A 24,275-nucleotide genomic window follows, 5' to 3' on the forward strand; every position below is an offset into this window, starting at 1 on the left:
CCCGGAGTCCTACAACCGTCGAACCGGCCGGACCGCCGGAGCGGGATGCGGGCACGGTGAAACGACGGCTTGCCAGCCGACGTACCATCCTAGCATGCACGGCCCGCCGGGCCGGGGCGGGCCGTGCGGGTTCAGCGGCCGCGGATGATCTCCCGCAGCCGGGCCAGCCGCTCGGAGATGGAGCGCTCGGCGCCGTTCCCCGTGGGCGCGTAGTAGTCGTGTCCCACGAGGTCGTCGGGGGCGTACTGCTGCTCCGCGACGCCGTGGGGCGCGTCGTGGGAGTACTTGTACCCGGCCCCGTGGCCGAGCTGCTTGGCCCCCGGGTAGTGGGCGTCGCGCAGGTGGGCGGGCACGCCTTGCCCGCGGCCGGCGCGCACGTCGGCGATCGCCGCGTCCAGCGCCTTGTAGGACGCGTTGGACTTCGGCGCCGTGGCGAGATGGACAACGGCCTGCGCGAGCACGATGCGGCCCTCCGGCATGCCGATCAGCTGCACGGCCTGCGCCGCGGACACCGCCATCGGCAGAGCCGTCGGGTCCGCCATCCCGACGTCCTCGCTGGCACTGATGATGATCCGCCGGGCGATGAACCGGGGGTCCTCGCCCGCCTCGATCATCTTGGCCAGGTAGTGCAGCGCGGCATCCACGTCCGAACCGCGAATGGACTTGATGAAGGCGCTGACGACGTCGTAGTGCTGGTCGCCCGCGCGGTCGTAGCGCTGGGCGGCCACGTCCATGGCGCGCTCGGCGTCCTCGAGCGTGACGACGGCGCCGTCGTCGTCCGTCGTCTCCCCGGACTCCTCTACCTCTGGTGCCTGCTCCCCGGCCCCCTGCATCGCGCGGTCCCCGCCGGCGGCGGGACCGCTGAGCGCGACGGCGACCGCCGCCTCGAGTGCTGTCAGGGAGCGTCGCGCGTCGCCGCCGGAGAGCTTGACCAGGTGCTCGAGCGCCTCGTCCGTGAGGCGGACCGAGCCGTTCAGGCCCCGCTCCTCCTCCACGGCCCGGACCAGCAGGCTGCGGATGTCCTGGTCCTCCAGCGGCTTCAGCGTCAGCAGCAGCGAGCGCGAGAGTAACGGGGAGACCACGGAGAAGGACGGGTTCTCGGTGGTGGCCGCGACGAGGACCACCCAGCCGTTCTCCACGCCGGGCAGGAGCGCGTCCTGCTGGGCCTTGTTGAACCGGTGGATCTCGTCGAGGAAGAGGACCGTGGTCCGGCCGTTGAGGTCGCGGTCGGTCAGCGCCTGGCTCATGACGCGGCGGACGTCCTTGACGCCGGCGGTGATGGCGGAGAGCTCGACGAACTTCCGGCCCGGCCCCCGGGCGATCACGTGGGCGAGCGTGGTCTTGCCCGTGCCCGGAGGCCCCCAGAGGATGACGCTCGTCAGACCCGCGGGGCCGGCCTTGGCGCCCTGCGCCAGCTGGCGCAGGGGCGAGCCGGGTCCGAGCAGGTGCTGCTGGCCCACCAGCTCGTCGAGGCTGCGTGGGCGCATCCGGACCGCGAGCGGCGGGAGCGGCCGGGTGCCGCCGTCGTCGGGCGGCCCGCCCCGCTCTTCCGGCTCGTCGTCGAAGGCCGCCAGGCCGCTGAACAAGTCACTCACGCCCCCAGCCTACTCACCCGGCGCCCGCCGGACGGCCGCGTCCGCCCTCGGGCGGAGGGCGGTAGAGTCGCGTGCGGCACACCACGGACAGGACCACCGGGAGGACGAGGATGAAGGCGGTCGCGCAACGCGTTGCGGAGGCACGGGTCACAGTCGAGGGCGAGGTCGTCGGCTCGATCGGGACGGGTCTGCTCGTACTGCTCGGGGTCACGCACGACGACGGTCCGCAGGAGGCCGTGAAGCTCGCCGAGAAGGTCTGGCGGCTGCGGATGCTCGAGGACGAGCAGTCCTGCGAGAGCGCCGGCGCCCCGTTGCTCGTCGTCAGCCAGTTCACCCTCTACGGCGAGGTGCGCAAGGGGCGACGGCCGTCCTGGACCCAGGCCTCCGGACGCGATCACTCGGAACCGCTCTACGAGGCGTTCGTCGCGCATCTGCGCACCCTGGGCGCCCACGTCGAGACCGGCTCCTTCGGAGCCATGATGGACGTCGCCAGCGTGAACTCCGGACCTTTCACACTGATCGTCGACACCGCCGACCTGCCGTAGGCGACCCCGGCGCCGGAGCGGTGTCCGGGGGCGTTGCGGCAGAGGTCCCCGGCACAGAACGACGGCGGCCGCACCACCTCGCCAGATCCGGATGCTGGGTGCCATCCGAGCGGGAGGGGCGCGGCCGCCGTCGTACGCCGTAGTCCCGGCGACGAGTGCCGGACGGACCCTACTGGGCCGCGGCCGCCTTCTCCGCCGTCTCGGCGGACTCCGCCTTCTTCGGCTCCGGCTTGGTGTCCACGCCGGCCTCCTTGCGCTGCTGCGGCGTGATCGGCGCCGGGGCGCTGGTCAGTGGGTCGAAGCCGCCGCCGGTCTTCGGGAACGCGATGACGTCGCGGATCGACTCGGAGTCGGTCAGCAGCTGCAGGACGCGGTCCCAGCCGAACGCGATGCCGCCGTGGGGCGGGGCGCCGTACTTGAAGCCCTCGAGCAGGAACCCGAACTTGGTCTGCGCGGACTCCTCGTCCAGGCCCATCAGGCGGAAGACGCGCTCCTGGACCTCGCGATCGTGGATACGGATGGAACCGCCGCCGATCTCGTTGCCGTTGCAGACGATGTCGTAGGCGTAGGACAGCGCGCTGGCCGGATCCTGGTCGAACGTGTCCAGGTGCTCCGGCTTCGGCGACGTGAAGGCGTGGTGGACGGCGGTCCACTTGCCCGCACCGACGGCGACGTCGCCCGAGGCGACCGCCTCCTCGGCGGGCTCGAACATCGGCGCGTCCACGACCCACACGAAGGCCCAGTCGCCCTCGGCGATCTGGCCGGTGCGGTGGCCGATCTCCACGCGGGCGGCACCGAGCAGCGCGCGGGAGGTCCGGGCCTCGCCCGCGGCGAAGAAGATGCAGTCCCCGGGCGCGGCGCCGACCGTGCCGGCGAGGTGCTCGCGCTCGAAGTCGGTGAGGTTCTTCGCCACCGGGCCGGTCAGGGATCCGTCCTCCTGGACCAGCACGTACGCGAGTCCCTTGGCGCCGCGCTGCTTGGCCCACTCCTGCCAGGCGTCCAGCGTGCGCCGCGGCTGCGACGCCCCGCCCGGCATGACCACGGCGCCGACGTACGGTGCCTGGAAGACGCGGAAGGTGGTGTCCTTGAAGAACTCCGTGAGCTCGGTCAGCTCCAGACCGAACCGCAGGTCGGGCTTGTCCGAGCCGTACTTCTCCATCGCCTCGGCGTACGTCATGCGTCGGATCGGCGTCTCGATGTCGACGTCGATCAGCTTCCAGAGCGCCTTGACGATCTTCTCGCCGAGCGCGATGACGTCGTCCTGCTCCACGAACGAGGCCTCGATGTCGAGCTGCGTGAACTCGGGCTGGCGGTCGGCGCGGAAGTCCTCGTCGCGGTAGCAGCGGGCGATCTGGTAGTACTTCTCGAAGCCGCCGACCTGCAGCAGCTGCTTGAACAGCTGCGGCGACTGCGGCAGCGCGTACCAGGAGCCGGGGGCCAGGCGGGCCGGCACCAGGAAGTCGCGGGCGCCCTCGGGAGTGGACCGCGTCAGGGTCGGCGTCTCGATCTCGATGTATCCCTCGGTGTGCAGGACGTCGCGGGCCACGCGGTTCGCCTCGGAGCGGAGGCGGATGTTGTGGGCCGGCCGCGGGCGCCGCAGGTCGAGGTAGCGGTGGCGCAGGCGCGCCTCCTCGCCGACCTCGACGTGCTCGTCGATCTGGAACGGCAGTGGGGCCGACGTGTTCAGCACGGTCACGGTCTCGGCCATGACCTCGATCTCGCCGGTCGCCAGGGCGGGATTCTCGTTGCCCTCGGGGCGGCGCTCGACGGTGCCGACCACCTGGAGGACGAACTCGTTGCGCAGCGCGTGGAAGTCGTCCTCGTTGCGCACCACCACCTGGGCCACGCCGGACGCGTCGCGCAGGTCGAGGAAGGCCACGCCTCCGTGGTCCCTCCGCCGGGCGACCCAGCCTGCCAAGGTGACGGTCTGGCCAATGTGCTCTGCCCTGAGGGTTCCCAGGTCGTGAGTGCGCAGCACTGCGGTCCTTTCATAAGGGGTGAAGTCGGATCCCGCACGAGTTTACCGCTTCGCACCTGCGCCCTCGTTTACCCTCTGTACACGTGCAGGGCCCATGCTGGGGCGTCGGCCGCGGCGAGCGCTCGCTGCCGGACTGGAGGGGACGGGATGACGGCGAGCAGCGCATCGCGCGGTCGGCTGGAACGCCGGCTGGGACCGGTGGACGCCACGGCCATCGGCGTCGGCTCGATGGTCGGAGCCGGCGTCTTCGTGGTGCTCGCACCCGCGGCCCGGGCGTCCGGCGGGCTCCTGCTCGTCGCCGTCCTTGTTGCGGCCGGACTGGCGCTGGCGAACGCCCTGTCGACGGCGGCGCTGGCGTCCGTGCACCCCACCTCGGGCGGCGCGTACGCCTACGGGCGGCACGAGCTCGGTGCGTGGCCCGGTTTCGTGGCCGGCTGGGGTTTCGTGACCGGCAAGACGGCGTCCTGCGCCGCGATGGCGCTGGCCCTGGGCACCTACATCCAGCCCGGTGCTGCCCGGCTGTGGGCCTCGGCCGCCGTCGTCGCGGTCACGGCCGTCAATCTGCTCGGCGTCACGCGCACGGCCGCCGCAGCGAAGCTGCTCGTCCTGCCGGTCCTCGCGGTGCTCGTCTGGGTCGGTGCGGCAGCGCTCGGCGCCGATCCCGGCTCCGGAGCGTCAGCCGTGACGACGACGCCGGGCCTCGGCTTGTCGAGCGACGCGCCTGCGGACGGCACGGTGACGGGCGTGCTCCAGGCGGCGGGGCTCCTGTTCTTCGCCTACGCAGGATACGCTCGCGTCGCCACGCTCGGCGAAGAGGTCCGGAACCCCCGCCGGACCATCCCGCTCGCCGTAGTCGCCGCACTGACGACGACGGTGCTGCTGTACCTCCTGCTCGCCGTCGCGGTATCCCGGTTCCTGGGGCTGCCCGCGCTCGCGGCCAGCCCGGCACCGGTCGCGGACGCGGCCACGGGCCTGGGCATCCCGGCGCCCGTCGTCGTCGCGGCCGCGTGCGTGGCGATCCTGGGCGCGCTGCTCTCGCTGGTCGCGGGGGTGTCCCGGACGCTGCTGGCGATGGCCCGCGAGGGGGATGTGCCGGCGGACCTGGCGCGGATCGCGTCGCTGCGCGGCCTCTTCTCCCCCGGCCCGCACCCGCCGGTGGACGCCCGGGGTGCGCCGGAGCGTCACGCCGTGCCGTGGGCGGGGCAGCTCGCGGTCGGCGTCGTCGTGCTGCTCCTGGTCCAGGCGGGCGACCTGACCACGGTCATCGGGTTCTCGAGCTTCGGGGTGCTGGTGTACTACGGTGTGGCGAATCTGGCCGCGTGGCGGCTGGGCGCGCGGCGGCCCTGGTACTGCCCACGCTGGGTGCCGGCCCTGGGTGCCGTCGCCTGCACTGCGGTGGCGTTCCTGCTGCCCTCGGCCTCGGTCCTGACCATGCTCGGCGTGTTCGCCGTCGGGATCGTCTACCGGCTGGTGCGGATCGCGCTGCGGCGGCCCGCCGACTGACGCGCGCCGACTACGGACTCGAGAGGAGCAGCCTCGAGAGGAGCACCGGGGCGGTCGACCGAGGCCCGGCTGCCGTGCCCCTCACTGCGAGGATCCGGACCCGTGCAGGCCCGGCCGGATCAGCTCGCGACGATCCGCGGCTCCAGGTCCTCGGCGGGCGGTGTCCAGGACGCCGGATCGGCGGGAACCTGCTCGCCGGAACGGATGTCCTTGACCTCGTGCGCGCCGTCCGAGCCGGTGAACCAGACGAACGGGATGCCGCGGCGGTCGGCGAACTTGATCTGCTTGCCGAACTTCTCCGCGGTCGCGGCGACCTCCGCGCTGATGCCGCGGGCGCGCAGCTGGGCGGCGACATCCTGCGCCTCGGACCAGGCGTCGTCGTTCGTGAGGGTCACGTAGACGGCAGTGGGGACGCTGCGCGACGCGACGGCCGTCTCCTCGGCGAGCATGCGCGAGACCAGCCGGCTGACGCCGATCGACAGGCCGACGCCGGGGAACGTCCGGCTGCCCTTGGTCGCCAGCGACTCGTAGCGGCCGCCGGAGCAGATCGAGCCGAGCTGCTCGTGGCCGACGAGCACGGTCTCGTAGACGGTGCCGGTGTAGTAGTCGAGCCCGCGCGCGATGCTCAGGTCGGCGACCACACGGCCCGGGGCGCGGCGGACCGCCATGGAGACAACCTGCGAGAGTTCGTCCAGGCCCTGCTCGAGCAGCTCGTCTTCCACGCCGAGCGCACGGACCCGGTCCACGAAGGACATGTCCTCGGTGCGGATGGCAGCCAGCGCCAGGGCGGAGTCGGCCTGCTCGCCCGTGGCGCCGAGCTCCTCCATGAGGAGCTCCTTGACCCGCGCGGGCCCGACCTTCTCCAGCTTGTCGATGCTGCGCAGGACCCCCGCGGTGTCGGTGAGTCCGAGCCCGCGGTAGAAGCCCTCGGCGAGCTTGCGGTTGTTCACGCGGAGGGTGAAATCGCCGATCGGCAGGGCCGAGAGCGCCTCCGCGATCACCAGCGCCAGCTCGACGTCGTACTTGAAGGGCAGGCTGCCGTCACCGACGACGTCGATGTCCGCCTGCGTGAACTCGCGGAAGCGGCCGTCCTGGGGACGCTCGCCGCGCCAGACCTTCTGCATCTGGTAGCGCCGGAAGGGGAAGTTCAGGTGTCCGGCGTTCTCGACGACGTAGCGCGCGAAGGGAACCGTCAGGTCGAAGTGCAGGGCCAGTCCGTTCGGGTCCTCGGCCGTCGCCGGTTCGTCGCCCTGCAGCCGCGAGAGGCCGTACACCTCTTTGTCGATCTCCCCCTTGCGCAGCAGCTGCCCGACGGTCTCCACGGCACGGGTCTCCACGCTGCTGAACCCGTGGAGCTCGAAGGTCCGGCGCAACGTGTCCAGGACATGGAGCTCCACGAGCCGCTCGCCGGGGAGCCATTCGGGGAAGCCGGACAGGGAGGCCTTGCGTGCCATGGGCGGGATCGCTCCTGGGTCGTTTCGGTGGCGTGGGCGGGCCGGCGCTTCGACGCCGACGCGCCGGCCGCGATCGACGCGCCGCATCGGCGCGTCCGCGGGCCGGACCGCCTCATTCTAGCGTCATGCCCGCCGCCGGTTGGGTGTCGGAACGCGACTCGGTAGAGTGACGGATGAGACATGAACCCGCGGTGGCCCGGCCATGCGCGGCACGAGTGAAAGAGTTCCAGCGGTGACCGACAGTCAGAAATCCGACGACCAGCAGTCCACAGGACCGACCCCTGCGGCCCCGGCCCCCGCCGCGGCGACGCCAGGGGCGGTGAAGCCCTCGGCGATCAAACCGTCGGCAGTCAAGCCGACCGCGCTGAAGCCGGCAGCGGGCACGAAGCCCGCCGCGACCGCCGACTCAGTGGTCGCGCCGCCGTCGTACTCCACGCCCCTGGAGGAGGCGCGCCGGTTCGCGCGGGTGACCGAGGACGGGCACGTGTTCGTCGTCGTCGACGGCGAGGAGCACGCGGTCGGCCAGTACCCGGACGCGTCGCAGGACGAGGCGCTCGGGTACTTCGTGCGCAAGTACGACGACGTGGTGAACCAGGTGCTGCTGCTGGAGCACCGGGTGGCCGCCAAGGCACCGACGACGGATATGGAGAAGACGCTCTCCGGGCTCGCCGAGCAGGTCGCGGCCCGCGGCATGGTCGGCGACCTGAAGGCCCTCGAGGAGCGCATCGCCAAGGCGCGCGAGGACGTCGCACTGCTGCACGAGGCGGAGAGGCAGGAGCAGGAGAGGGCCCGGGCGGCGCACCTGGCCGAGCGGGAGGCACTGGTCGCCGAGGCCGAGGAGCTCGCCGCGCAGGACCCGCAGAAGGTCCAGTGGAAGCAGGCCAGCCAGCGCATGAACGAGCTCTTCGAGGCCTGGAAGCACGCGCAGAAGTCGGGGCCGCGGCTCGGGCGAGGCACCGAGGATGCCCTCTGGAAGCGGTTCCGCGCAGCGCGCACGATCTTCGACAAGCACCGCCGCGGCTACTTCTCGCAGCTCGATGCCGACCACGCGGAGGCCAAGCGGGTCAAGGAATCGCTGATTGCCCGTGCGGAGGAGCTCTCCACGTCGACCGACTGGGGTCACACGGCCGCCGAGTACCGCAAGCTCATGGACGAGTGGAAGGCCTCCAAGCGAGCCGCCCGCAAGGACGACGATGCCCTGTGGGCACGGTTCCGAGCCGCCCAGGACGTCTTCTTCAACGCGCGGAATGCGGCGAACGCTGCTCTCGACGCCGAGTTCGAGGAGAATCTGAAGGTCAAGGAGCAGCTCCTCGAGGAGGCGCGCGCGATCCTGCCCATCAAGGACCTGGGTGCGGCCAAGAAGGCGTTGGACTCGGTCCGGGAGCGCTGGGACCAGGCCGGCAAGGTGCCGCGCTCGGCCATGCAGCGGATCGAGGCCGGCCTGCGCCAGGTCGAGGACGCCGTACGGGACGCCGAGGACGAGCAGTGGCGCCGGTCGAACCCGGAGACCAAGGCCCGCTCCAACAGCATGCTGGCCCAGCTCGAGGAGTCGATCGCCCAGCTCGAGCGCGAGCTCGACGAGGCGAGGGCCGGCGGCGACCAGCGAAAGATCAAGAAGGCCGAGGAAGCGCTGGAGGCCCGACGCACCTGGCTCGAGACGGTGTCCGCCTCGGCGCAGGACCTCTCCTAGAGCGCCCTGCCACCGGGGTTCCTCCACAGGCCCGCAGGCCCAGGGGCCGCTGTCCACACCGGGACGGCGGCCCCTGGCGTACCGCGAACCGTCCGCGGAGGGTGGAGTCATGACTCACCTCCCGCTCCCGTCCCGCACACGCTCCGGCAGTGGAGCCCGCAGGTCCGGCCTCGCCCCCGCCCCCGCGCCCGCTCCCGACCGCGGCGGCGGCGACGACGGGACGGCCGAGCTGCCGAACGTGTACCGGGCGGGGGCCCCGTTCGGGGTCGGGGAGCTCTCCGCCATGGCCCGGGAGGGCCTACTCCGGGACATTCTCACGAACGTCTGGGTCGAGGCCCGGGCAGGAGACTCCCCTACCGTGCGCGCCCGGGCGGCAGCCTGCGCCGCCGGCCCGGTCGCCTATACGGCCGTCGGAGGCTTCTCCGCGGCCTGGGTCTACGGCTGCGCGCCCGTTCCGCGGCGACTGGAGCTGTACGTCTCGTCCTTCCAACGCCTCCCCCGATCAGCTGCGGAGCGGATGCCGATCCGCTGTCTGGAGCAGTCACTCGAACCGGCGGAGATCCAGAGGGTCGCCGCGGTGCGGGTGGCCACCCCGCTGCGTACGGCGTTCGACCTCCTCTGGCGCGAGGAGCCCGACGACGTGGTGGTGCGCACCGCCAGCCGGCTGATCAGCCTCCGGGCCCTCGCCGTCGACGCCGGAGCGCTGCACGAGGCAGTGGCCGGGTCCAGACGACGGCCCGGGAAGGTGCGCGCCCTGGAACGGCTGGACGAAGCCGTCCGGCGGGCGCCGCGCGTGCTCGAGCGGCCGGCGGCCGATGCGACGGAACAGCCGGCCGGTCAGCCGCGCTGACCCGAAGCCGTGGCCCGGTAGACGTCGTAGACGCCGTCGATGCGGCGCACCGCGTTGAGGACGTGGCTGAGGTACTTCGGATCGCCCATCTCGAAGGAGAACCGGCTGAGGGCTACCCGGTCGCGCGTTGTCGTCACGCTCGCGGACAGGATGTTCACGTGGCTCTCGCTCAGGACGCGGGTGACGTCGGAGAGCAGGGACTTGCGGTCGAGCGCTTCGACCTGGATCTCGACCAGGAAGAGGCTGGTCTTGGTGGGCGCCCACTCGACCTCGACGATCCGCTCCTTCTCCTCGGACAGCGCCAGGAAGTTGCTGCAGTTCGCGCGGTGCACGGAGACCCCGGCGCCACGCGTCACGAACCCGGCGATCTCGTCCGGGGGAACCGGTCCGCAGCAGCGAGCCAGCTTGGTCATGACATCGCCGGCGCCCTTGACGATCACACCCGAGTCCCCCGAGGCGCTCCGCGCCTTGGCCGGGGAGGTGAGCGGAACGTCGTCGAACTCGGAGACCTCGTCCGGCTCGGCCGTCAGGGCGATCAGGTGCTCGATGACGTTCTGGGCGGAGGTGTGGCCGTCGCCGACGGCAGCGTAGAGCGCCGCGATGTCATTGTGCCGGAGCTCGTGCGCGACCGCTGAGAGGGTCTCGTGCGTCATGAGCTTCTGCAGCGGGAGGTGGTGCTTGCGCAGCTCCCGAGTCAGCAGGTCCTTGCCCTTGTCGATGGCCTCCTCGCGCCGCTCCTTGCTGAACCACTGGCGGATCTTGTTCCGCGCGCGGGCGCTCTTGACGAAGCCGAGCCAGTCCTGGCTGGGCCCGGCGCCCTCGGCCTTGGAGGTGAAGATCTCCACCCAGTCGCCGTGGTGGAGCTCGCTGCTCAGCGGCACCAGCTTGCCGTTGACCCGGGCCCCGATGGCCCGGTTCCCGACCTCGGTGTGGACCGAGTACGCGAAGTCGATCGGCGTGGAACCGGCCGGCAGCGCCATGACCTCGCCCTTGGGCGTGAACACGAACACCTCGGCGGCGTTGATCTCGAACCGGAGACTGTCGAGGAACTCCCCCGGATCGCGGGTCTCCTCCTGCCAGTCGAGCAGGCTGCGCAGCCAGCCCATGTCCTGCTGGCCCTGCTCCGGGACGGAGCCCTTGCTGTGCTCCTTGTACTTCCAGTGGGCGGCGACGCCGTACTCGGCGCGCCGGTGCATCTCGTGCGTGCGGATCTGGATCTCCACCGGCTTGCCCTGTGGACCGATGACGGTGGTGTGCAGCGACTGGTACATGTTGAACTTGGGCATCGCGATGTAGTCCTTGAACCGCCCCGGCAGCGGATTCCATCGCGCATGCAGGGTGCCTAGGGTCGCGTAGCAGTCGCGGACCGAGTCGACGAGGACGCGCACACCCATCAGGTCGTGGATGTCATTGAACTCCTTGCCGCGCACCACCATCTTCTGGTACACGGAATAGTAGTGCTTGGGTCGGCCGGTGACGGAGGCCTTGATGCGCGCTTGATGGAGATCCTCGCCGATGAGCTTCCGGACCGTGGAGAGGTACTTCTCTCGTTCCGGCGTGCGGTCACCGACGAGGCGGACGACCTCCTCGTAGACCTTCGGATGCAGCGCGGCGAACGAGAGGTCCTCCAGCTCCCACTTGATGGTGTTCATGCCTAGCCGATGGGCGAGCGGGGCGAAGATCTCGAGGGTCTCGCGGGCCTTCTTGGCACTGGACTCCGGCGAGACGTACCGCCACGTTCGCGCGTTGTGCAGGCGGTCGGCCAGCTTGATGAGCAGCACGCGGATGTCCTTGGACATCGCGACGACCATCTTCCGCACCGTCTCGGCCTGGGCCGCGTCGCCGAACTTGACCTTGTCCAGCTTGGTCACGCCGTCGACCAGCATGGCGACCTCGTCGCCGAACTCTCGGCGGAGGTCGTCCAGTGAGTAGTCGGTGTCCTCGACGGTGTCGTGCAGGAGAGCAGCGGCGAGGGTGGTGCCGGTCATGCCCATCTCGGCGAGGATCGTGGACACCGCGACCGGGTGGGTGATGTACGGGTCGCCGCTCTTGCGCTTCTGCCCCTCGTGCTTGCGCTCGGCGACGGCGAACGCATGCGTGATCAGTTCGAGGTCCTCGCGCGGGCTGTTGGCGCGGACCGTGCGCAGCAGCGGTTCCAGGATCGGGGGCTGCCCCATGGGCGACCGTCCGGCGAAACGGGCCAGGCGGGACATGGTCCGCCCGCGCCGCTGTCCGTCGGCGCTCGTGCGATTCTCGGCCACAGCGTCTCCTTTCGAACACGGTCCGTCAGGTCAACGCACCCCTGACCTGCAGTGGGGTACCCCAAGGTTACTGCAGTGCGGATGCCGCAGCAGACCAGGGGCACCACGGGACGTCAGATGACGCCGCGGCCTTGAGGGGTGCTTGAGCAGCAGGACCCGGTCGCCGGACGAAAGCGGGCCCGCACCGACCAGGACTGATCGGTACGGGCCCGCCGGCAGCAGGCCGGCCTGGGAGGAGCCGGCACCGCTCCCTAGCGTGCGGGTGCCGGCTCCGCCGAGGCACCGCGCCCGGCGTCGACGGCCTCGGCGTGCTCGCGCAGCTCCGGCTCGCTCGCCCGCAACTGGGCGTAGAGGGGGGCCTGAACGAACAGCGTGGCCAGCGTGCCCACGATGACACCGACGAACAGCGCGAGCGCCAAGTCCTTCAGCGTTCCCGCGCCGAGCAGGAAGGAGCCGATGAAGAGGATCGACCCGATCGGCAGGATGGCGACGACGGAGGTGTTGATCGAGCGGACGAGGGTCTGGTTGATGGCGAGATTGACCAGATCGTGGAACGACCGCTCGTGCTGCTCGCGGTAGTCGACCGTGTTCTCTCGGATTTTGTCGAAGACCACCACGGTGTCGTAGAGCGCGTAGCTGAGGATGGTGAGGAAGCCGATGATCGCGCTGGGCGTCACCTCGAACCCGGTGGCGGAGTAGATCCCCGCCGTGACCACGACGACGAACAGCAGCCCGAGCACCGCCGCCGCGGACATCTTCCAGGTCCGGAAGTACGCGGCCATGAGCAGGCCGACGAGCGCCACGAACGCCACGAGGCCCATGAGGGCCTGCTTCGAGACATCCTCGCCCCACGTGGGTCCGATGTAGGTGCTGGTCACGTGGTCGGCGGAGACGCCGTAGGCGTCCGCGAGCGCATCGCCCACGGCGAGGGTCTCGTCGTCGCTCATCCGATCGGTCTGGACCCGCATGGTGTCGCCGGTGATGGCGGTGACCCGGACCCCTTCGACATCGACGACGGAGTCGACGGCCTCCTCCCCGGTCTCCACGTCCGTGTCCGCCACGCCCGAGACGACGAACTCTGAGCCACCGCGGAAATCGATGCCGAGGTTGAACCCGCCCTTGACCACGGGGACCAGGACCGCGGCGATGAGCAGCACTGCGGCGACCATGAACCAGAGTCGCCGCCGGCCGATGAAGTCGTAGGACTTCTTGCCCGTGTAGAGGTCGTTGCCCCACTGTGCGAGATTACGCATCGTTCGCTCCCTTGCCACCGGTGCGGCCGGCGTCCGCTCTCGTGTTCGCCGGAACGGACGCTCGGGCCTCCTCGGAGGCGGCCGGAGCGTCCGGCTCGTCGGCACCCTCCGCGGCGAGGCGCCGCCGCTCGGCGATCGTCAGACGGCGTTCAGCCTCCGCCTCGGACTGGCGCTTGGGCTTCCTCCGGCCCACCGCAGCGTCCGGGCTCACCGGGAGCACCGGGCGGACCAGGCCGGCACCACGGTAGAACGGCGCCACGCCGAGCGTCCGCGGGTCGAGCCCGGAGGCCGGATGCCCCTGGCCGAAGAAGCGCGTCCGGGCCAGGACCTGGAGCATCGGATGAGTGAACAGGAAGACGACCACGAGGTCCGCGATCGCGGTGAGACCGAGTGTGAACGCGAAGCCGCGCACGCTGCCGACGGCCATGACGTACAGGACGACCGCCGCGAGGAGGTTCACCGCCTTCGACGCCAGGATGGTGCGCCGGGCCCGGAACCAGCCGGCCTCGACTGCCGCGACGAGGTTTCGCCCGTCGCGCAGCTCGTCGCGCACACGTTCGAAGTAGACGATGAACGAGTCGGCGGTGAGGCCGATGGCCACGATGATGCCGGCGATGCCGGCGAGCGAGAGCCGGTAGTTCTGGGTCCAGCCCAGCAGCACCAGCGCGAGGTAGGTCAGGATGCCCGCCACGACGAGCGAGGCCAGCGTGACCAGGCCGAGAGTGCGGTACTGGAAGAGCGAGTAGACGGCGACCAGCACCAGGCCGATGACGCCGGCGATCATTCCCATCTGCAGCTGGTTGGCGCCGAGTGTGGCGGAGATCTGCTGCTCGGACTGGATCTCGAAGCTGATCGGGAGGGCGCCATACTTGAGCTGCTCGGCCAGTTTGGCGGCTGTTTCCTCGGTGAAATTGCCCGTGATCTGCGCGCGTCCGTCGGCGATGACGACATTGCTGGCCGGGGCCGAGACGATGACGCCGTCGAGCAGGATGGCGAACTGGTTCTGCGCACCCTGGAGCGCGGTCAGGCGCTCGGTGACCTCACGGAACTGGCGGGTGCCCTCGGAGTTGAACTCGATGTTCACGGCCCAGCCGCCCGAGACGTAGCCCTGCGCGTTGCGCACCTGGCCGTGCGAGGCGTCGGCGATGGTGTCGCCGTCGACCTCGACGGGCCCGACGATGTACTTGGCCTGGTAGGCGGGATCGCACGCGATCGTCGGCGCGTCCGCCGGGGCGGGCTCGACGGAGCGCTCCTGAATGGCCGCCTCACAGTCGTACGCCTCGAACTCGCGGTATAGCTCGGGAGTGACCCAGTTGGTGTCCGAGGCCGTCTCGGGTTCGCCGGTGGGCTGTGGGAGCTCTTCGTCGGAGAGCCGCTGGTCCTCCGGGGTGGGACCGTAGCTGCCGGCCATGATGACCGGGCGGAACTCCATGTTGGCGGAGGCCTGGATCAGCTCGCGGGTCCGGCTGTCCGGGATGCCCGGGAGGGAGACAACGATGTTGCGCCCACCCTGGGTGGTGATCTCGGCCTCGCTGACGCCGGAGCCGTCGACGCGCTGGCGGATGATTTCCACGGCCTGCTCGAGCTGCTCCTGCGTGATCGCCTCCCCGCCGTCGACGCGAGGCGCCAGAATCATCTGGGTGCCGCCCTCGAGGTCGAGGGCCAGCTTCGGCGAGGCCGCCGTCTGACCGGTGGCGACTCCGGCGACGAGCGCGCCGCCGAGCGCCACCGTCAGGACGAACAGCCAGATGAGGGCACGCCGGGCGTGCCGGATGGGTTCGGCCATTGGTGGAGTTACTTTTCCTCGTCGTTCAGGCGGCGCTCGGTCTCCTCAGGGGACTCGACGGCGGGCTCCGCCGGAGCCTGCTCGGTCTCCGCGGCCGCGGCGGGCTCGACGACCTTGGCGATGGCCCCGGAGTGCACGGTGGCCGTGGTGCCCGGGGAGAGCTCGAGCACGACCTGGTTCTCGTCCGGATTCTGCCGGAGAACCGTGCCGAAGAGCCCGAAGTTGGTCATGACCTGGGCGCCGACGTGAAGCTTGGACCGGAGCTCCTCCTGGGCCTTCTTGGCCTTCTGCCGACCGCGGAACATCATGAAGATCATGAAGGCCAGGGCCACGAGCAGGATGAGGTTCATGGGGTTGAAACCGGAGGCCTGCGTCTGTTCTGCGGACGCGGCGGTCAGGAGCGAAGTCAAGAGTCTTTACCTGTTTCTATAGTGGATCGGTACCGATCGGGCCGCGGCACGCGCAAGCGCGGGGCCGCGGCCAGTCTAACGGGCGCGACTGTGACGCGCGGGACCTACGCCGCCGGCGAACGGTCTACTCGTCGAGATCGAGCGCATCCTGCCCCGGGATCGCCTGCGCGGCAGCCGGCGTTGAGCCCGGGGCGGACTGCGGCATGGCCAGGCCGAGGTGGGCCCATGCGTCGGGCAGTGCGATCCTGCCGCGAGGGGTGCGGCCGAGCAGTCCCTCGCGCACGAGGTACGGCTCGGCGACGGTCTCCACCGTCTCGGTCTCCTCCCCCACGGCGATCGCGAGCGTGGAGAGCCCGACGGGCCCCCCTCCGAACTTGGTGCAGAGCGCCTGGAGCACCTGTCGGTCCAGGCGGTCGAGACCGCGGGAATCGACCTCGTACATGTCGAGTGCGGCCGACGCGAGGCGGGCATCGATCTGCTCGACGTTGTGCACGAGCGACCAGTCCCGGACGCGCCGCAGGAGCCGATTGGCAATACGCGGGGTGCCGCGGGATCGCGAGGCGATCTCGGTGAACCCGGCGGAGTTGATCCGCAAGTCCATCAGCATCGCCGAACGTCGGAGCACGAGCTCCAGCTCCTCGACGGAGTAGAACTCGAGATGGCCCGTGAACCCGAAGCGGTCCCGCAGCGGCCCGGGGAGCAGACCCGCTCTCGTGGTCGCCCCGACGAGCGTGAACGGCGGGAGCTCCAAGGGGATCGCCGTCGCGCCGGCGCCCTTGCCCACGACGATGTCGACGCGGAAGTCCTCCATCGCCATGTACAGCATCTCCTCGGCGGGCCGGCTCATCCGGTGGATCTCGTCGAGGAAGAGAACCTCGCCCTCGCTGAGGGAGGAGAGGATGGCGGCGAGGTCGCCGGCATGCTGGATCGCCGGACCGGAGCTGATGCGCAGCGGGGCGCTCATCTCGGCGGCGATGATCATGGCCAGCGTGGTCTTCCCGAGACCCGGAGGGCCCGAGAGCAGGACGTGGTCGGCGGTGCGCTCACGGATCTTGGAGGCCTCGAGCACCAGCGAGAGCTGCTCCCGGACGCGGTGCTGGCCGACGAAGTCGTGCAGGTTCTTCGGCCGCAGCGCCGCCTCGAGCACACGCTCGTCGGGTTCGCTCGTCGCCGCGGTCAAGGGGCTCTCCATCAGCGCATCCTCCCTGCGTGATTCGTCGGTCACGGGTCAGCGCCCGGCCCGCTGCGGTCGCCGACCGAGGTCGGCGAGAAGGGCGCGCAGGATCTGAGGCATCGTCCCGGTCGCGACCAGCTCCGAGTTGTCCGTCTCGAACGCGTCCATGGCCCGGGTCGCGTCCTTCTCGTTCCACCCCAGCCCCGTCAACGCGTCCAGGACCGGCGCCTTCCAACTGCTCTCGTCCGCCGCCGCGACCTGCGCATCAGCGGTCTCTCCAGTCGGGGCCAGCTTCCCGGCGAGCTCGAGCACCATGCGCTGGGCGCCCTTGGTCCCGATGCCCGGGACCTTGGTCAGCGTCTTGGCGTCGCCCTGGGCGATCGCCACGCGTACCTCCTCGGGCGTGAGGACGGCCAGCACCGCCAGGGCAATGCGGGGGCCGATGCCGGAGACGGACTGCAGCGTCTCGAAGACCTCGCGGGCGCCGGTGTCGGCGAACGCGAACAGGGTCATCGACTCCTCGCGCACCACCATGGTGGTATAGAGCGTGGCCTGCTGGCCGACGTGCAGGCCGGAGAGCGTCTGGGGCGTGGCCTGCACCAGCATGCCGAATCCTCCGACCTCGATCACGGCGGAATTGAGCCCGACGTGCTGCACCACGCCCGCTAGCGAACTGATCATGCGTCCAACAACCTCCGGCATCCGAACAAATCTACGAATACCCTACCCTCCGGCAGCCCACGGATGAGGCAGGCGGGCCGGGCACTCAGCGGATCGGGCGGCGCGCCGCGCCTCCCCTGCCGCCGGTTCCCTGGGACGACGCGCCCTTGCGCGCGGCGGCCTCGGCCTGGGCCCACGCCCGCTGGGCGGGTGTGAGGCCGCTGGAGCCGCCGCTCGCGGTCGCGGAGGCGTGCGAGCCCGGCGCGGCGCCGCGCCAGCCGTGCGTGATGGCCAGGGCGGCCGCGTCGGCCGCGTCCGCCGGGGTGGGCGGGGCATCCAGCCGCAGGATCTTCGCGACCATGTGCCCCACCTGATCCTTGTCGGCGCGTCCGCTGCCGGTGACCGCCGCCTTCACCTCGGTCGGGGTGTGGAGGGCGACGGCGATGCCGCGCCTGGCGGCCTCGGCGATGACGATCCCCGACGCCTGTGCTGTGCCCATGACCGTGCTGACATTGGTGTGGCTGAACACGCGCTCGACGGCCAGCGCGTCCGGCGAGTAGCGATCCAGCCACGCCTCGATCCCCCGGGCGATGCCCAGGAGCCGCGCGTCCAGCGACGTGTCCGCGGAGGTTCCGATCACCGTCACGTCGACGAGGGTCGCCCTGCGATTGGCCTCGACGTCGACGACGGCCAGCCCGCACCGGGTCAGGCCGGGGTCCACGCCCACCACCCGCAGGGCCACCGGCTAGTCCTGCTCCAGCTCGGCCATGACGTCGGACGGGATGTCCACGTTGGAGTAGACGTTCTGCACGTCGTCCAGCTCCTCGAGGGCATCGGCGAGCTTGAGGAACTTCCGCGCGGAGTCGGCGTCGAGCTCCACCTTCATGGACGGGACGAACTCGATCTCGTCGCTCTCGTACTCGATACCGGCCTCCTCGAGGGCGGCGACGACGGCGCGCAGGTCCGTGGGCTCGCTGACGATCTCGAAGTTGTCGCCGGCCTCCTGCACCTCGTCCGCGCCGGCGTCGAGCACGGCCAGCAGCAGATCGTCCTCGGTCAGCCCGTTCTTCGGCAGCGAGACGACGCCCTTGCGAGCGAAGAGGTAGCTCACCGATCCGGGGTCCGCCACGGTGCCGCCGCTGCGGGTGATCGCCAGGCGGGTCTCGGACGCGGCGCGGTTCTTGTTGTCGGTGAGGCACTCGACCAGGAGCGCCGAGCCCTGCGGGCCGCGGGCCTCGTAGATGATCTCGGCGTAGTCGACCGCCTCACCGGTCAGACCGGCGCCGCGCTTGATGGCCCGGTCGATGTTGTCGTTGGGCACGGAGTTCTTCTTGGCCTTCTGGACGGCCAGCTCGAGCGCCGGATTCCCGTCCAGGTCCGCCCCTCCGGCGCGCGCAGCGACCTCGATGTTCTTGGTCAGCTTGGCGAAGGCCTTGGCGCGCTTGGCGTCGATGGCGGCCTTCTTGTGCTTCGTGGTTGCCCATTTGGAGTGGCCTGACATGCCTACGCTTCTCCTCTGATGATCTGGATGAATAGCCGGTGGATCCGCCGCTCGCCCGTGACTTCCGGATGGAAGCTGGTGGCCAGCAGATTGCCGGAGCGAACTGCAACGATTCTAGCGACCCCTCCCGCCTCGGCCCCGTCGGCGTCGGGCGCACCGGCGTCCGCACGGTGCTCTGCGGCGTCGTGCGCGTGCCGGTACGTGACCGGGACGGTAGCCAGCACGTCGACACCGTCGCCCACCGACTCGACCCACGGAGCGCGGATGAACACCGCCCGGACGGGACGCGGGCTCCCGGGGTCGACGGCGTCGACGGGTGCGATGTCGAGGTCGGCCTCGAACGAGTCGACTTGGCGGCCGAAGGCGTTGCGGCGCACCAGCATGTCGATGCCGCCGAACGTCTGCTGTGGCACGCCGGAGAGGTCCGTCGCTGGATCGGCGAGGCGGTCCGCGAGCAGGATGAGTCCGGCGCAGGACCCGTAGACCGGCAGGCCCCCGGCGATCCGCTCCTTCAGGGGCTCGGCGACGCCGAACGTGCGCGCGAGCTTGTCGATGGCCGTGGACTCGCCGCCGGGCAGGACCAGCCCGTCGAGCCGCTCGAGCTCCTCCGGGCGTCGCACCTTGACGACGTCGGCGCCGCCCTCCCGGAGGGCGTGCTCGTGTTCGCGTACGTCGCCCTGCAGCGCGAGGACGCCCACGAGGGGTCGCTCGAGCGCCGACGAAGGCGCGGGGTCGAGGGTCTGATTCATGCTTCGTTCCGTTCTCCGAACAGCCCGGACGACTCTGGACCGGTCCGGACAACGTGTTACACCCTAGGCATGCCGGTGCGGACACCGCATCTCCAGACGTAAAATCCGCCGCCCGGCGCGCCACCTGTGAAATTCTTGCTGCATGAGCAATCCGTTACTGCAGCCGAGCCTCCTGCCGTTCCAGATGCCCGACTTCGCGGGGATCACGGCCGAGCACTACGTGGAGGCGGTCCGCGTGGGGATCGAGGAACAGCGAGCGCAGCTGCGCACCATCGCGACGGATGGGTCGGAGCCGACCTTCGAGAACACCATCGAGGCGTTCGAGCTCTCCGGGGAGACCCTGCGCCGCGCCGTCCAGGCCTTCGGCGTCGTGAAGCCCTCGCACGGCACGGAGGACGTGCTCGTGGCTCACCACGAGATCCAACGGATGCTTTCCGCCCACCACGACGACGTCCACCTGGACGGCAGGCTGTACGCGCGTCTCTCCGCGGCACCATCCGACGGCCTCGAGCCCGAGGCGGCCCGGCTGCGGGAGGAGACGCTGCGCCGATTCCGCCAGGCCGGAGCCGACGTCGACCCCGGGACGCAGGAGCGGCTGCGCGAGCTCAATGCGGAGCTCTCGGAACTCTCCACGGAATTCTCCCGGCGGCAGCTGGCGGGCCAGAACGCCGCAGCGGTGCACTTCGAGGACGTGATGGACCTCCAGGGGCTGTCCGAGGCGGAGATCTCCTCGGCGGCCGCAGCGGCTCTCGCCGCGGGATACGGGGGCGGCTACCTCCTGACGCTCGTGCTGCCCACTGGGCAGCCCGCACTGGCCCGCTTGAACCAGGCCTCGTCCCGCAAGCGGATCTTCGAGGCGTCCGTCGGCCGCGGTCAGGCCGGCGAGCACGCCACCCTCCACCTCGCCCGCGACATGGCCCAGCTCCGTGCGGTGCGGGCCGGGCTGCTCGGCTACGGCACGCATGCCGAGTACGTCCTCGAGGCTCAGACGGCCCCGTCGCTGGAGGCTGTCCGGGAGCGTCTCCACGGCCTCGCGGAGCGAGCCATGGCCAACGCCCGTGCCGAGCACGAGCAGCTCGAGCAGTACGCCGAGCTGCCGGTCCGGCCGTGGGACTGGTCCTTCTACTCGGAGCTCGTCCAGCGCGACCGCTACCATCTGGACACCGCTGCGCTGCGGCCGTGGTTCGAATTGAACGCGGTCCTCGAGCGCGGCGTCTTCGAGGCCGCGCACCAGCTCTACGGCCTGACGTTCGCCGAGCGGTTCGACCTGCCCACGTACCACCCGGACGTCCGCGTCTGGGAGGTCTACAACGAGGACGGCTCGGCCCTGGGACTGTTCCTCGGGGACTTCTTCGCCCGTCCCACGAAGGCCGGCGGTGCCTGGATGAACTCGCTGCGTCTCGGCGCGGGAGCCTTCTTCGAGCTGCCGGTGGTCGTCAACAACCTCAACATCGCTCCCCCCGGCAACGGCCCGGCCCTGCTCTCGCTGGACGAGGTCCGGACGCTGTTCCACGAGTTCGGGCACGCCCTGCACGGGCTCTTCTCGACGGCGACGTACCCCTCGTTGGCCGGCACCTCGGTGCCCCGCGACTTCGTGGAGTATCCCTCGCAGGTCAACGAGATGTGGGCCCTGCATCCGAGGATCCTCGAGACCTACGCCTTCCACTACGAGACGGGCGAACCCCTGCCGGAGGGTGCCGCGGACGCCATCGAGGACGCCGCCCTCTGGGGCGAAGGGTATGCGACCACCGAGTACCTGGCCGCCGCGCTCCTGGACCTGGCATGGCATACTCTCACCCCGGGAGAGCACGTCGACGACGTCCCCGCTTTCGAGGACCGCGTCCTCCGCGACGCTGGGCTCGATCCCGATCTGGTGCCGCCGCGGTACCGCACCGGCTATTTCAAGCACATCTTCGACGGCGGCTACGCGGCCGGCTACTACTCGTACATCTGGAGCCAGATCCTGGACGCGGACACCGTCGAATGGTTCGCGGAGCACGGCGGCCTGACCCGCGCCAACGGCGACCGCTTCCGGGAGGAGCTCCTCTCCCGCGGCAATACGCGGGATCCGCTCGACTCGTTCCGCGCACTGCGCGGCCGGGACCCGGAGATCGGTCCGCTTCTCGCCCGCCGGGGCCTGGCCGACTGACCGCGCTGCCGGTCCGCTCGACCGTCGACAAACCATCAGCAACAACTGAACAGAAAGAGCCAACCAGGAACGTGGGCGGAATCTCGGCGGCACAGGCCGCACAAAAGTCGTGGCTCCAGGCCCTCGCGCTGGCCAGCGGCGGGCGCGTCTTCTCCACGCACGGATGCGACTGGGCCTGGCTGCCGACCCGGCGCCGGCTGGTGCTGCTCTTCCCCGAGCATGTCGACATCGGGGGCCTGCGGCCGGCGCTGGCCGAGGGAGCGCGGCTCGGGGCGACGCGCGTGGATGCCTGGGTCAACGCTGCCACCGCCGATGCGCCGCTGCGGGACCTCGGGTTCCGGGACGGCCCGCCGGTGCTCTGGCACGAGGGCGTGCTCGTCCGTCGGCGCCGCGGGCACGGCACCGCCGAGGGCTGGCCGGGACGGGTCCGTCTCTCCCCCGAGGTCCCGGAGGCGTCGGGACGGGACCGAGTGGAGCTGAACGTCGCCACCCACTGGCGCAACAGTGTGGGCGGGCGCCGCCACCCCTCGACCCAGCGCCGCATCGAGCACGCCGTCGCCCGCGAGGACGGACTGCTCCGCGGTCGGGCGTTCGGCCAGTTCACCACCGACGGAGCGGTCTCTGTCCATGGGCTCGCCGTGGCGGCCCCGGCACGTCGCCGCGGCGTCGGGCGCGCCCTGCTGCACGGGCTCGTGGAGTCGCTCTCGAGGTCGAACCTCCATGCGCTCGAGACCGGCCTCGCCGCCGGGCCCGGTGGCGAGGCCGCCGCGTGCGACGACGGCGCGGCCGCCCGGGTGATGGTGGCGGCCTCGCCGTCGTCCGCGGGGTTCTTCGCGTCGAACGGGCTGCAGCTGGTGGGCCGCGGACGACTCCTCCGCCTGGACTGAGGCGAGCCGCCGGTCACCTGCGCGCGCTCGCACCACGGCAGGCACAGAACAGGCCCGTGGACACGAGGTCCACGGGCCCGCCCGGAAGTGGCTTCGGCGCCCTACCAGCCGCGCTCCGCGAGGCGGTGCGGCTCCGGGATCTCGTCCACGTTGATGCCCACCATGGCCTCGCCCAGGCCGCGGGAGGCCTCGGCGATCACCGACGGGTCGTCGTAGAAGGTCGTGGCCTTGACGATCGCATTGGCGCGCTGCGCCGGGTTGCCGGACTTGAAGATGCCCGAGCCCACGAAGACGCCGTCGGCGCCGAGCTGCATCATCATGGCGGCGTCGGCCGGGGTCGCGATGCCGCCGGCGGTGAACAGCACCACCGGCAGCTTGCCGGTCTGGGCGATCTCGCGCACCAGCTCGTAGGGCGCCTGGAGCTCCTTGGCGGCCACGTAGAGCTCGTCCTCGGGCAGGGACCCCAGCCGCTGGATCTCGGCGCGGATCTGGCGCATGTGGGTGGTCGCGTTGGAGACGTCCCCGGTGCCGGCCTCGCCCTTCGAGCGGATCATCGCGGCGCCCTCGTTGATGCGGCGCAGGGCCTCGCCGAGGTTGGTGGCGCCGCACACGAACGGCACCGTGAACTGCCACTTGTCGATGTGGTGGGTGTAGTCGGCGGGGGTCAGGACCTCGGACTCGTCGATGTAGTCGACGCCGAGGGACTGCAGGACCTGCGACTCGACGAAGTGGCCGATGCGCGCCTTCGCCATCACGGGGATGGACACGGCCTCGATGATCGACTCGATCATGTCGGGGTCGGACATGCGGGACACTCCGCCCTGGGCGCGGATGTCGGCGGGAACGCGCTCGAGCGCCATCACGGCCACTGCACCGGCGTCTTCGGCGATGCGGGCCTGTTCGGCGTTGACGACGTCCATGATGACGCCGCCCTTGAGCATTTCCGCCATGCCCCGCTTGACGCGATTGCTGCCGGTGACGGGTGCCTGCGAGGCTTCATTGGTGGACACGAACTACGTCCTTTCACAAGGGCTTGCTGAGTGGGAACGGCGCAGAGGGACGCACCGTGGAGTTCTCACGCGACGGGCGTGACAGCAGGACTCTACAAGAGATCCGGCCCGCCGACGTGATTTGGATTAAGGCCGGTCCGTCACCGCGGGCAACGTGCGACGGCGGTGTGCCCGGCTAACGCTCCGCAGCGACCTGCGCGCGCACCCGTGCCATCCGCTGGGCGATGGTCACCGCGCTGGCCGCGGCCAGGAGGACCAGGACCACGAGCAGGACCGTCGACGGCAGTCCGAGGCCGACGAGCCCGGCGGCGACGAGCGTCGCCACGAGTCGCTCCGCGCGCTCCGCGATCCCTGTCTGGGCGTCGTACCCGAGCGACTCGGCCTTGGCCCGGACGTAGGAGACGATGCTCCCGAGGAACATGCACGCGATCGAGCCGACCCCGACGGCCGGCTCGTCGCCCGAGGTGAAGAACCAGACTGCCAGGCCGGCGAACACAGCGCCGTCGGCGACGCGGTCCAGGCTGGAGTCGAGGAAGCTGCCCCAGCGTGTCTCCCCGTCGGTCCTGGCCCGCCGGCGCTGCCCCTCCGGAAGCCGGGCCATGGTCCCGTCCACCACGTCGGCGAAGGCGAACACGGCGATCACCATCGTGCCCCAGAACAGCTGCCCCAGGGGGAAGAGGACGAGCGCCCCGACGAGGACGCCGGCGGTGCCGGCCACCGTCACCTGGTCCGGCGTGACGCCGCGGGCCAGGAGCCAGCGGGCCAGGGGCGTGAAGAGGCGGGTGAACAGACCGCGCGCGTACTGGTTCAGCATGGCCGC

At 70.8% G+C, this 24,275-nt stretch carries 20 protein-coding genes; 6 read left to right on the forward strand and 14 right to left on the reverse strand.

The window, feature by feature from the left end:
• Nucleotides 1-131: 131 nt before the first annotated feature.
• On the reverse strand, nt 132-1,595 hold the full coding sequence (locus RIN46_RS04890) for a replication-associated recombination protein A (RefSeq protein ID WP_375141824.1): 1,464 nt from the start codon (nt 1,593-1,595) through the stop codon (nt 132-134).
• Nucleotides 1,596-1,705: 110 nt separating this feature from the next.
• Between RIN46_RS04890 and dtd the strand changes: the two genes are divergently transcribed.
• Nucleotides 1,706-2,140: a D-aminoacyl-tRNA deacylase gene (gene dtd / locus RIN46_RS04895; RefSeq protein ID WP_309079709.1), complete on the forward strand. Its 435-nt coding sequence runs from the start codon at nt 1,706-1,708 to the stop codon at nt 2,138-2,140.
• A gap of 169 nt (nt 2,141-2,309) precedes the next feature.
• On the opposite strand, the gene aspS is transcribed toward dtd, so the two are convergent.
• Complete coding sequence (gene aspS, locus RIN46_RS04900; protein ID WP_309079708.1) at nt 2,310-4,118, reverse strand: aspartate--tRNA ligase; 1,809 nt, start codon at nt 4,116-4,118, stop codon at nt 2,310-2,312.
• Between the two features lie 147 nt (nt 4,119-4,265).
• Between aspS and RIN46_RS04905 the strand changes: the two genes are divergently transcribed.
• On the forward strand, nt 4,266-5,621 hold the full coding sequence (locus tag RIN46_RS04905) for an APC family permease (RefSeq protein WP_309079707.1): 1,356 nt from the start codon (nt 4,266-4,268) through the stop codon (nt 5,619-5,621).
• A gap of 119 nt (nt 5,622-5,740) precedes the next feature.
• Here RIN46_RS04905 and hisS read toward each other — a convergent pair whose 3' ends face one another.
• Entirely contained in the window at nt 5,741-7,075 is a 1,335-nt protein-coding gene (gene hisS / locus RIN46_RS04910) for a histidine--tRNA ligase (RefSeq protein ID WP_309079706.1), read from the reverse strand.
• Between the two features lie 232 nt (nt 7,076-7,307).
• Between hisS and RIN46_RS04915 the strand changes: the two genes are divergently transcribed.
• Nucleotides 7,308-8,765, forward strand: coding sequence for a DUF349 domain-containing protein (locus RIN46_RS04915; protein WP_309079705.1), 1,458 nt, complete (start codon nt 7,308-7,310; stop codon nt 8,763-8,765).
• Nucleotides 8,766-8,874: 109 nt separating this feature from the next.
• Nucleotides 8,875-9,615: a hypothetical protein gene (locus tag RIN46_RS04920; RefSeq protein ID WP_309079704.1), complete on the forward strand. Its 741-nt coding sequence runs from the start codon at nt 8,875-8,877 to the stop codon at nt 9,613-9,615.
• On the opposite strand, the gene RIN46_RS04925 is transcribed toward RIN46_RS04920, so the two are convergent.
• From RIN46_RS04925 to pdxT, 9 genes are all read right to left on the reverse strand, one after another.
• Nucleotides 9,603-11,828, reverse strand: a complete 2,226-nt coding sequence (locus RIN46_RS04925; RefSeq protein ID WP_309080110.1) for a bifunctional (p)ppGpp synthetase/guanosine-3',5'-bis(diphosphate) 3'-pyrophosphohydrolase — start codon at nt 11,826-11,828, stop codon at nt 9,603-9,605. The genes RIN46_RS04920 and RIN46_RS04925 overlap by 13 nt on opposite strands.
• A 299-nt stretch (nt 11,829-12,127) precedes the next feature.
• On the reverse strand, nt 12,128-13,129 hold the full coding sequence (gene secF / locus RIN46_RS04930) for a protein translocase subunit SecF (RefSeq protein ID WP_309079703.1): 1,002 nt from the start codon (nt 13,127-13,129) through the stop codon (nt 12,128-12,130).
• Entirely contained in the window at nt 13,122-14,915 is a 1,794-nt protein-coding gene (gene secD, locus RIN46_RS04935) for a protein translocase subunit SecD (RefSeq protein ID WP_309079702.1), read from the reverse strand. Before secD ends, secF begins: the two co-directional genes overlap by 8 nt.
• A gap of 8 nt (nt 14,916-14,923) precedes the next feature.
• Nucleotides 14,924-15,325 (reverse strand): preprotein translocase subunit YajC, encoded by a 402-nt coding sequence (gene yajC, locus RIN46_RS04940; protein ID WP_309079701.1) that lies wholly within the window; start codon nt 15,323-15,325, stop codon nt 14,924-14,926.
• Between the two features lie 124 nt (nt 15,326-15,449).
• Complete coding sequence (gene ruvB / locus RIN46_RS04945) at nt 15,450-16,520, reverse strand: Holliday junction branch migration DNA helicase RuvB (protein ID WP_375141835.1); 1,071 nt, start codon at nt 16,518-16,520, stop codon at nt 15,450-15,452.
• A 33-nt stretch (nt 16,521-16,553) separates the two neighbouring features.
• Nucleotides 16,554-17,180: a Holliday junction branch migration protein RuvA gene (gene ruvA / locus RIN46_RS04950; protein ID WP_309079699.1), complete on the reverse strand. Its 627-nt coding sequence runs from the start codon at nt 17,178-17,180 to the stop codon at nt 16,554-16,556.
• Between the two features lie 85 nt (nt 17,181-17,265).
• Nucleotides 17,266-17,901: a crossover junction endodeoxyribonuclease RuvC gene (ruvC, locus tag RIN46_RS04955; RefSeq protein ID WP_309079698.1), complete on the reverse strand. Its 636-nt coding sequence runs from the start codon at nt 17,899-17,901 to the stop codon at nt 17,266-17,268.
• Nucleotides 17,902-17,904: 3 nt separating this feature from the next.
• Nucleotides 17,905-18,660, reverse strand: a complete 756-nt coding sequence (locus RIN46_RS04960; protein WP_309079697.1) for a YebC/PmpR family DNA-binding transcriptional regulator — start codon at nt 18,658-18,660, stop codon at nt 17,905-17,907.
• 2 nt (nt 18,661-18,662) lie between these two features.
• Nucleotides 18,663-19,409: a pyridoxal 5'-phosphate synthase glutaminase subunit PdxT gene (pdxT, locus tag RIN46_RS04965; protein ID WP_309079696.1), complete on the reverse strand. Its 747-nt coding sequence runs from the start codon at nt 19,407-19,409 to the stop codon at nt 18,663-18,665.
• A gap of 142 nt (nt 19,410-19,551) precedes the next feature.
• Here pdxT and RIN46_RS04970 point away from each other — a divergent pair, with 142 nt between their 5' ends.
• On the forward strand, nt 19,552-21,558 hold the full coding sequence (locus RIN46_RS04970) for a M3 family metallopeptidase (protein WP_309079695.1): 2,007 nt from the start codon (nt 19,552-19,554) through the stop codon (nt 21,556-21,558).
• Nucleotides 21,559-21,629: 71 nt separating this feature from the next.
• Nucleotides 21,630-22,445: a GNAT family N-acetyltransferase gene (locus RIN46_RS04975; protein WP_309079694.1), complete on the forward strand. Its 816-nt coding sequence runs from the start codon at nt 21,630-21,632 to the stop codon at nt 22,443-22,445.
• A 101-nt stretch (nt 22,446-22,546) separates the two neighbouring features.
• Here RIN46_RS04975 and pdxS read toward each other — a convergent pair whose 3' ends face one another.
• Both pdxS and pgsA read right to left on the reverse strand, forming a co-directional pair.
• Nucleotides 22,547-23,455, reverse strand: coding sequence for a pyridoxal 5'-phosphate synthase lyase subunit PdxS (gene pdxS, locus RIN46_RS04980; protein ID WP_309079693.1), 909 nt, complete (start codon nt 23,453-23,455; stop codon nt 22,547-22,549).
• A 175-nt stretch (nt 23,456-23,630) separates the two neighbouring features.
• Nucleotides 23,631-24,269: a phosphatidylinositol phosphate synthase gene (pgsA, locus tag RIN46_RS04985; RefSeq protein ID WP_309079692.1), complete on the reverse strand. Its 639-nt coding sequence runs from the start codon at nt 24,267-24,269 to the stop codon at nt 23,631-23,633.
• Nucleotides 24,270-24,275: the final 6 nt, after the last annotated feature.

The organism is Zhihengliuella sp., assembly GCF_031178195.1.
Classification (GTDB): Bacteria; Actinomycetota; Actinomycetes; order Actinomycetales; family Micrococcaceae; genus Zhihengliuella.

Bases quoted from the DNA above. Each gene is read 5' to 3' on its own strand.
- pgsA (WP_309079692.1), bottom strand. From the start codon at position 24,269: ATGCTGAACCAGTACGCGCGCGGTCTGTTCACCCGCCTCTTCACGCCC.
- RIN46_RS04925 (WP_309080110.1), bottom strand. From the start codon at position 11,828: ATGTCCCGCCTGGCCCGTTTCGCCGGACGGTCGCCCATGGGGCAGCCC.
- dtd (WP_309079709.1), top strand. From the start codon at position 1,706: ATGAAGGCGGTCGCGCAACGCGTTGCGGAGGCACGGGTCACAGTCGAG.
- pdxT (WP_309079696.1), bottom strand. From the start codon at position 19,409: ATGAATCAGACCCTCGACCCCGCGCCTTCGTCGGCGCTCGAGCGACCC.
- RIN46_RS04920 (WP_309079704.1), top strand. From the start codon at position 8,875: ATGACTCACCTCCCGCTCCCGTCCCGCACACGCTCCGGCAGTGGAGCC.
- secD (WP_309079702.1), bottom strand. From the start codon at position 14,915: ATGGCCGAACCCATCCGGCACGCCCGGCGTGCCCTCATCTGGCTGTTC.
- RIN46_RS04905 (WP_309079707.1), top strand. From the start codon at position 4,266: ATGACGGCGAGCAGCGCATCGCGCGGTCGGCTGGAACGCCGGCTGGGA.
- secF (WP_309079703.1), bottom strand. From the start codon at position 13,129: ATGCGTAATCTCGCACAGTGGGGCAACGACCTCTACACGGGCAAGAAG.
- ruvA (WP_309079699.1), bottom strand. From the start codon at position 17,180: ATGATCAGTTCGCTAGCGGGCGTGGTGCAGCACGTCGGGCTCAATTCC.
- hisS (WP_309079706.1), bottom strand. From the start codon at position 7,075: ATGGCACGCAAGGCCTCCCTGTCCGGCTTCCCCGAATGGCTCCCCGGC.
- RIN46_RS04970 (WP_309079695.1), top strand. From the start codon at position 19,552: ATGAGCAATCCGTTACTGCAGCCGAGCCTCCTGCCGTTCCAGATGCCC.
- RIN46_RS04960 (WP_309079697.1), bottom strand. From the start codon at position 18,660: ATGTCAGGCCACTCCAAATGGGCAACCACGAAGCACAAGAAGGCCGCC.